The 7,164-nt window shown below is 53.6% G+C and carries 8 protein-coding genes and 1 other RNA gene; 5 read left to right on the forward strand and 4 right to left on the reverse strand.

Annotated features, from left to right (window positions below; translation table 11 throughout):
* Positions 1 to 176: 176 nt before the first annotated feature.
* Complete coding sequence (locus EA20_RS0105295) at positions 177 to 1,169, forward strand: glutathione S-transferase family protein (protein WP_024965845.1); 993 nt, start codon at positions 177 to 179, stop codon at positions 1,167 to 1,169.
* Positions 1,170 to 1,288: 119 nt separating this feature from the next.
* Here EA20_RS0105295 and EA20_RS0105300 read toward each other — a convergent pair whose 3' ends face one another.
* Positions 1,289 to 2,191, reverse strand: a complete 903-nt coding sequence (locus EA20_RS0105300) for a LysR family transcriptional regulator (RefSeq protein ID WP_024965846.1) — start codon at positions 2,189 to 2,191, stop codon at positions 1,289 to 1,291.
* 126 nt (positions 2,192 to 2,317) lie between these two features.
* Between EA20_RS0105300 and EA20_RS0105305 the strand changes: the two genes are divergently transcribed.
* Complete coding sequence (locus tag EA20_RS0105305) at positions 2,318 to 3,025, forward strand: pirin family protein (protein WP_024965847.1); 708 nt, start codon at positions 2,318 to 2,320, stop codon at positions 3,023 to 3,025.
* Positions 3,026 to 3,064: 39 nt separating this feature from the next.
* Here EA20_RS0105305 and EA20_RS0105310 read toward each other — a convergent pair whose 3' ends face one another.
* The gene (locus EA20_RS0105310) at positions 3,065 to 3,640 is read right to left on the reverse strand and encodes a UPF0149 family protein (RefSeq protein WP_024965848.1); all 576 of its coding nucleotides are present in this window, start codon (positions 3,638 to 3,640) and stop codon (positions 3,065 to 3,067) included.
* 396 nt (positions 3,641 to 4,036) lie between these two features.
* On the opposite strand from EA20_RS0105310, the gene EA20_RS0105315 reads away from it, so the two are divergent.
* Positions 4,037 to 4,273, forward strand: a complete 237-nt coding sequence (locus EA20_RS0105315) for a YgdI/YgdR family lipoprotein (RefSeq protein WP_024965849.1) — start codon at positions 4,037 to 4,039, stop codon at positions 4,271 to 4,273.
* 284 nt (positions 4,274 to 4,557) lie between these two features.
* Positions 4,558 to 4,860, forward strand: a complete 303-nt coding sequence (locus EA20_RS0105320) for a hypothetical protein (RefSeq protein WP_024965850.1) — start codon at positions 4,558 to 4,560, stop codon at positions 4,858 to 4,860.
* A gap of 500 nt (positions 4,861 to 5,360) precedes the next feature.
* Here the strand turns inward: EA20_RS0105320 and rnpB are convergent.
* Together rnpB and rsmI are read right to left on the reverse strand one after the other, a co-directional pair.
* Positions 5,361 to 5,739: RNase P RNA component class A (gene rnpB / locus EA20_RS19955), an RNA gene on the reverse strand.
* A gap of 32 nt (positions 5,740 to 5,771) precedes the next feature.
* Entirely contained in the window at positions 5,772 to 6,635 is an 864-nt protein-coding gene (gene rsmI / locus EA20_RS0105330; protein ID WP_024965851.1) for a 16S rRNA (cytidine(1402)-2'-O)-methyltransferase, read from the reverse strand.
* Between the two features lie 62 nt (positions 6,636 to 6,697).
* On the opposite strand from rsmI, the gene EA20_RS19530 reads away from it, so the two are divergent.
* Positions 6,698 to 7,164, forward strand: a 467-nt coding sequence (locus EA20_RS19530) for a penicillin-binding protein activator (protein ID WP_038381490.1), incomplete at its 3' end; no start/stop codon positions are given.

Below are 7,164 nucleotides of genomic sequence, written 5' to 3' on the forward strand. Positions count from 1 at the left end.
TGTTTTAATACTTCTCCAGGCTTTTACTATAATCGGCAGAGAGGTTGTCAGCAGGACTTACAGACTCATTCCGGATGTGATCTTTATGGTGTGACATTTTCCACAGCGTTACCCGGGAAAAGCCACCACAATTAATTCCAACCGAAAACAGCGAAATCAACTGAAGGAGCCCGCTAATGGGACAACTTATCGAGGGCGTCTGGCACGATAACTGGTACGACACCAAATCCACCGGTGGCCGTTTCAAACGCTCTGAATCCGCCTGGCGCAACTGGGTGACCGCAGACGGCCAGGCCGGCCCCACCGGTAAGGCTGGCTTTCAGGCCGAGGCGGGACGCTATCACCTGTATGTTTCCCTCGCCTGCCCCTGGGCGCACCGCACGCTGATTATGCGTAAGCTGAAAGGGCTTGAGCAGATGATTTCCGTCTCCGTCGTTCATCCGCTGATGCAGGAGAACGGCTGGACATTTGACGAATCTTTCCCGGCGGCGACCGGTGACAGCCTCTATCAGAATGAGTTTCTCTATCAGCTCTATCTGCACGCCGATGAAAACTACACCGGACGCGTCACCGTTCCCGTACTCTGGGATAAGCAGCAGAACACCATCGTCAGTAATGAATCAGCCGATATTCTGCGTATGTTCAACAGCGCTTTTGATGCCGTCGGCGCGCGTGCAGGAGATTACTATCCCGTCGCGTTGCGGGAGAAAATCGATGAGGTGAATAGCTGGGTTTACGATACGGTCAATAATGGCGTCTATAAATCCGGGTTTGCGACGTCGCAGGAAGCGTATGATGAAGCGGTGACCGCCCTTTTCAGCTCCCTTGACCGTCTTGAACAGATGCTGGGACAGCACCGTTATCTGACGGGAGATCAGCTGACCGAAGCCGATCTGCGTTTATGGACGACGCTGGTTCGCTTCGATCCGGTCTATGTGACCCATTTCAAATGCGATAAGCATCGCATCAGCGACTATCTTAATCTGAACGGTTTCCTGCGGGAAATTTATCAGCTGCCCGGAGTGGCAGAAACGGTGGATCTTGCGCATATCCGTCACCATTATTACCGCAGCCACACCACCATTAATCCGTCGGGTGTGATTTCCCTGGGGCCAGCCTTTAACTGGGATGAGCCGCACGGCAGGGACGAACGCTTCCGCGCACGCTGATTACCCGCCGTCGCTCTGCCGGACAAACGCTGTCCGGCAGACACTTTCCGTCCTTAGCGACAGAATCTGACTCGATTCCAGCCCATTAAACCGCGCCCATCCAGCCTGTCAGGCAGTGCTTATTTCTGCTGCTTTGCCAGAAGCTTAGGGATCTCACGCAGACACCAGGCCTTCGCTTCTCCCATGCTGTCCCGTCGCCACGCCATAATAATATCCACTTCGCGGGTATATTCCGGGCTGACGACGCGCAGGCGGCCTTCCGCAATATCTTTTTCCACCATAGGGTAAGGCATTGAGGCCACGCCCAGTCCCGCCAGCAGCGCACGGCGCTTGTCCTCAATCGAGCTCACCGTCAGGCGCTGCTGTTTGTCCAGCAGCTGCACGGTTAGCACCGGGCGCTCCCGGGCAGTATCCGCCACGGCGATGCCGCGATATTTTACGCGAGTGACTTCGGAAAGCGGCTCTGGCTCATCATGAACGGGATGATCCGGGCTGGCGACTATCACACTGATCATGCTGTAGAGCTTGCGGGTATTGATTTCAGATGAGGCGCGAAAATGCATATCGGGCGCAATCACAATATCTGCCCGCCCCTGCTCCAGACGCTCCCAGGCACCGGCCAGCACTTCCGTCACCAGCGAAATTTGCGTATTCGCTTTCAGCGCGAGCTTATCAATCAGCGGAAAGAGGTGGCTGCAGGGGACCAGCGCTTCGCTGACAATGGTCAGGTGAGTTTCCCAGCCGCGCGCCAGCGCTTCGGCATCGGTGGTCAGCTTGTCTGCGGCTTCCAGCAGCACCCGGCCACGCTCCAGCAACATCCGCCCTACATTGGTGAATTTGGTCCGGTGACCGGAACGGTCGAAGAGCACCACATCCAGCTCTTCCTCAAGTTTCTGCATGGTATAGCTTAAGGCAGAAGGTACCCGCCCTAACTCATCCGCCGCTGCCGCAAAACTGCCCCGGCGATCGATAGCATCCATCACGCGTAATGCTTCCAGCGTCAGCGCACGATCTTTTGCCATAGCCTTTCTCTGTCAGTAAATTTGAATATGCTGAGCAGATTAACTGGCTAACAATCCGGCGTCCAGAAACTTACTATAAGAACTTCATACAAGGCCGGAAATCAGAACGGCCGGCGGGAGGATTTCATGATAACCAGTCGCACCGCGCAAGAGTGTGGCAAGGCTGATTACGGCTGGCTCCAGGCGCGATACACTTTTTCCTTTGGTCACTATTTTGATCCCAAATTGCTGGGCTACGCTTCATTACGCGTGCTCAACCAGGAAGTGCTGACACCAGGGGCTTCCTTTCAACCCAGAACCTATCCAAAGGTCGATGTCCTGAATCTGATCCTGCAGGGTGAGGCGGAATATCGCGACAGCGATGGCAACCACGTCACGGCCCGTAGCGGCGAGGCGCTGTTGCTCTCAACGCAGCCAGGCGTCAGCTACAGTGAACATAACCTCAGTAAAGATCAGACGCTGACGCGGATGCAGCTCTGGCTGGACGCCTCTCCGGCACGGGAAAACATGACGGTACAGCGAATGGCGGTGCCTGTCGACCAGCGTTATCTGCTGCTGGCTTCGCCGGATGGCGCACATGACAGCCTGCAACTTCGTCAGCAGGTCTGGATCCATCAGCTGCAGCTTAAGGCTGGCGAGACAGAAACTATTGCACTTCATGGCCGACAGGCTTATCTGCAATCCATCCACGGCGCGTTAAATGTCGGAACACCTTCGCGTTCCAGACAGGCGTTGGTGTGTGGAGATGGAGCGTTTATTCAGGAAGAAGAGAGCGTGACGCTGACGGCCAGCACCCCGCTACGGGCGCTGGTGATTGATCTACCCGGCGAATAATTTACACCGGTCGCTGCTCCCGGTGACGGGGTAAACGGCTTAATTCAGTCTTGATGAGCGAAGCGGCAGCCAGTACCGGTGCAGCGTCAGCGCCGCCGGACCGATAGCATTCTGACTCTGTATATACTCTTCTGGCGTCATCTGCTCAAGCTCAGAGAAACGACTTTCCATACCATGAAGCGCAATGGCATCCAGCGCCTTTTGCGGCTGTTCCGGCAGGGCGGCCCAGTCTCCCAGTGCGACGCCGCGCAGATAGCCCACGCACCAGTCCTCCACCACGGTATACTCTTCGCCATCCATTTCACTGACGCCGAACAGCGGCGCGAACTGGTCTGGCGCATCGTTCAGTCTTTCAGCAATATCGTTCATATGTTGCCAGGTCAGCTGCTGAAAACGACGCTTATTCTCCTCTGAAGGCCACTCAGGCTGTGACGCTTCACCTCCCCACAACGCTACCAGCCAGCGCTCAGGCTCCACCACATTTGGGCTGGAGAGAAGGGCCGTTAACATGCCGTCCAGTTCAGAGACGTCCATGACCGATTCGTCATTGCCGTACTGAAGCAGCGCATCATCTAACCACTCCAGTTCTTCTTCCGTTAATGGTCCAGTATTCATGCGGGATCTCCTGCGCCTGTCGAGAGTGTGTGAGAAGCATCTTACTCCGTTTGAAACAAGGTGCTGCAAAAAACTGTTTCCGGGGATAAACGGATTAAGAGATACCTGCAGTATGGCTGAAAATCCGTTCAGGCGTTCATAAGCGCCCGTAATAAACGTGATATATGGCGGGAAATCAATCCATCTTCAGGACCAACGCTTCTTAACTTGTCCTGGTAGCGCTCATTGATGGGGAATGACAAAGCGAATCCGAGAGGCTCACAAAATGACTTAGATCAAAACAAAACCATCAATAACAATTAAAAATGTCCCGTTATAGTACGGTTGAATAAAAAAAAGTAAAAATAAAGCGTTTTACGGTATCAGGTATAATTACAAAATTAACAGGTATGCATAATGAAAACTTCAGTATCAGGAAAAACTATTTTATTCCCCCTTCTGTTAGCTGCTACTACATTTCTCCTGTCGGCGTGTTCCAGTGATTACGTTATCTCCACACAGGATGGTCATATGCTGACGACTTCTGGCAAACCGGTAAAAGATAAAGAGACCGGCTTGTTATCCTATAAAGACAGTGACGGCAATATGCATCAACTGAGGCAGCAGGACGTGAAAGAGATTGTTGAAAAATAAAACGCTTATTTTAACAAGATTGTCAGGTTAGTCAGTTTGAAACCTGTGGGTCTGGACAGGCCAAACGGAAAGCGTGTGCATCAGCATGCTGGCGTGCATTTACTAACGTTGGGGCTTTGAACGTAACGGCGGCGCAGGCTGGCTATCCTGGCAGCAATGCCGTAGCTGGCCTGGCGCCTGACGAGATCTCTCCAGATATGCCCGTTAACACGCACCATCATTCTGTTTATCCAGGTCAGCATCATTGTTCTGAGCTGTTCTTATTTCCCGGAAAAAAACACATCATGAAAAAATTAATTATGTTGCTTCTTCCTTTCTGTCTGACGGGATGCGTGGAGTATAAATGGGTCAAACCGGAGGCTACGGAGCAGCAGGAAAATATTGCGGAGACCGACTGCAAGGCTCAGGCATTACGCCAGCTGCCGCCTGACAATATTATTAGCAGTAAATACACCTCAAAAGATAAGAAACATAAAAGTTACGATACTGATTACACCACAAGCGACGCCAATCAACAGCAGCGAGAGATTCTGGTAAAGGACTGCATGTTTAAAAAAGGCTGGAACCAAATAGAAATCAAACATTAGGGCAGATTGCCGGTTTTGCCCTGTCGGGATCAAGGCTTCCGCACAATCCTGATAAATACGTCAGGCGTGGCTTTTACTCTCATGGCAACATTTGGACAACCAATACGCGGTGGCTGGGATTTGCAGGGATGGCAGGATTTTTCGATACCGCCTTCTGGCGTCAGAACAGGCATGGTCTGGAAGGCATGTTTCAACGTCAACAGGCGTTTTATTGCCTTTCCGAAAGTAAAAAACCCGTTGACACGGGGTTTTTACTGAATGAGTTCGGTGCTGACCGGTAAGCCGCTTTCCTGTCATAGAGAGTGTCGTGGACAGTCATTCATCTTGCCGTTAAATTCTGAAACGCAAAAACCCCGCCGAAGCGGGGTTTTTACTGAATGAGTTCGAAGCTGACCGGTAAGCCGCTTTCCTGTCATAGAGAGTGTCGTGGACAGTCATTCATCTTGCCGTTAAATTCTGAAACGCAAAAACCCCGCCGAAGCGGGGTTTTTACTGAATGAGTTCGAAGCTGACCGGTAAGCCGGGTTCTGTCGTGGACAGTCATTCATCTAGGCCAGCAATCGCTCACTGGCTCAAGCAGCCTACCCGGGTTCAGTACGGGCCGTACCTGGTGAACCCCTATTTGGCCTTGCTCCGGGTGGAGTTTACCGTGCCGCGAACTGTTGCCAGACGCGCGGTGCGCTCTTACCGCACCCTTTCACCCTTACCTGATCCCATTTCTGGGCCATCGGCGGTTTGCTCTCTGTTGCACTGGTCGTGGGCTTGCGCCCCCCAGGCGTTACCTGGCACCCTGCCCTATGGAGCCCGGACTTTCCTCCCCTCTGTCTGTCTCCCCCCGAAAGAGGACGGCAACAAAGCGGCGACTGTCTGGTCAGCTTCGGCGCGGATAATAGGGCATTCCGCGCGGTTTGTCACCCTTCTTGCTGTTCCAGCGCATATTTATAGAGCGCGTTCTTTTTCACACCATGGATCTCTGCGGTGAGCGCGGCGGCCTTTTTCAGCGGTAGCTCTTTCTGCAGCAGGGCAAGCGTACGCAGCGCTTCCGGCGGCAGCGCATCCTCCTGCGCGTGATAGCCTTCCACAATCAGCACCATTTCACCCTTGCGACGGTTTTCATCCTCCAGCACCCATGCCAGCAGCTCACCCACCGGCGCGCCCTTGATCGTTTCCCAGGTTTTGGTGATTTCACGCGCCAGAACGACATAGCGTTCCGTTCCCCAAACCGTGACCATATCCTGTAAACTCTCCAGCAGACGGTGGGTGGATTCGTAAAAAATCAGCGTGCGCGCCTCCTGCTCAAGCGCGCGTAAGGTATCGCAGCGGCCTTTACTTTTGGCGGGAAGAAACCCTTCGTAACAAAAACGGTCAGACGGCAGCCCCGCGGCACTCAAGGCGGCAATGGCGGCACAGGCGCCCGGCAGCGGTACCACACGGATGCCCGCTTCGCGGCACAGACGCACCAGATGATAGCCGGGATCGTTAATCAGCGGCGTGCCCGCATCGGAAACCAGCGCGATGCTTTGCCCCTCGCGCAGCTTTGCCAGCAGCAGCTCGGCCTTCTGTTGTTCATTGTGATCGTGCAATGCGAAGAGGCGCGCATTGATGGCGAAATGTTGTAGCAACAGCCCGGTATGACGTGTATCTTCCGCTGCGATCAGATCGACGTTTGAGAGCACCGTCAGCGCGCGCTGAGTGATATCGCCCAGGTTACCGATCGGTGTGGGAACAATATAAAGCGTGCTGGCAGAAATCTCTGCCCGATCGTGTTGTTTCATTGTGAGATCCGAATTGCCGATTTAATATTGAGCATCTTGAAAAAAACATCACTGGATACAGTATGCTTCCTTCGAAAGTCATTCATAACAAAGCAGGACGCTGCTTTCCCCTTCTGCTGGCTGCCCTTATTTTTGCCGGGTGCTCCAGCCGGGACCCGCAAATGCCGGTGGCAAACGTGCAGGGGGCAGCAACGGGCACTTCCGAATACTACCTGCAGCAGATGCAGCAAAGCCCCGATGATAACAAGGTTGACTGGCAATTACTCGCAATCAGAGCGTTGCTGAAAGAAGAGAAGTTTCCGCAGGCTATCGATCAGTTCAGCAAACTGCCGCAAACGCTCAACGACACTCAGCGTCAGGAAAGCAACCTGCTAAACGCGCAGATAAGCATTGTGCAGCAGAACCTGAGCGGCGCCGACGCCCTGCTCAGCCGAATGGATGTTAACGCCCTCTCTGAAACGCAGAAGGCGCGTTACTACCAACTGGTGATCGCCACCCGCCAGGGGCGTCCTTCGCTTGAGGTGCTTCG

Origin of the sequence: Pantoea sp. IMH (assembly GCF_000599885.1) — a bacterium.
Lineage (GTDB): Bacteria > Pseudomonadota > Gammaproteobacteria > Enterobacterales > Enterobacteriaceae > Erwinia.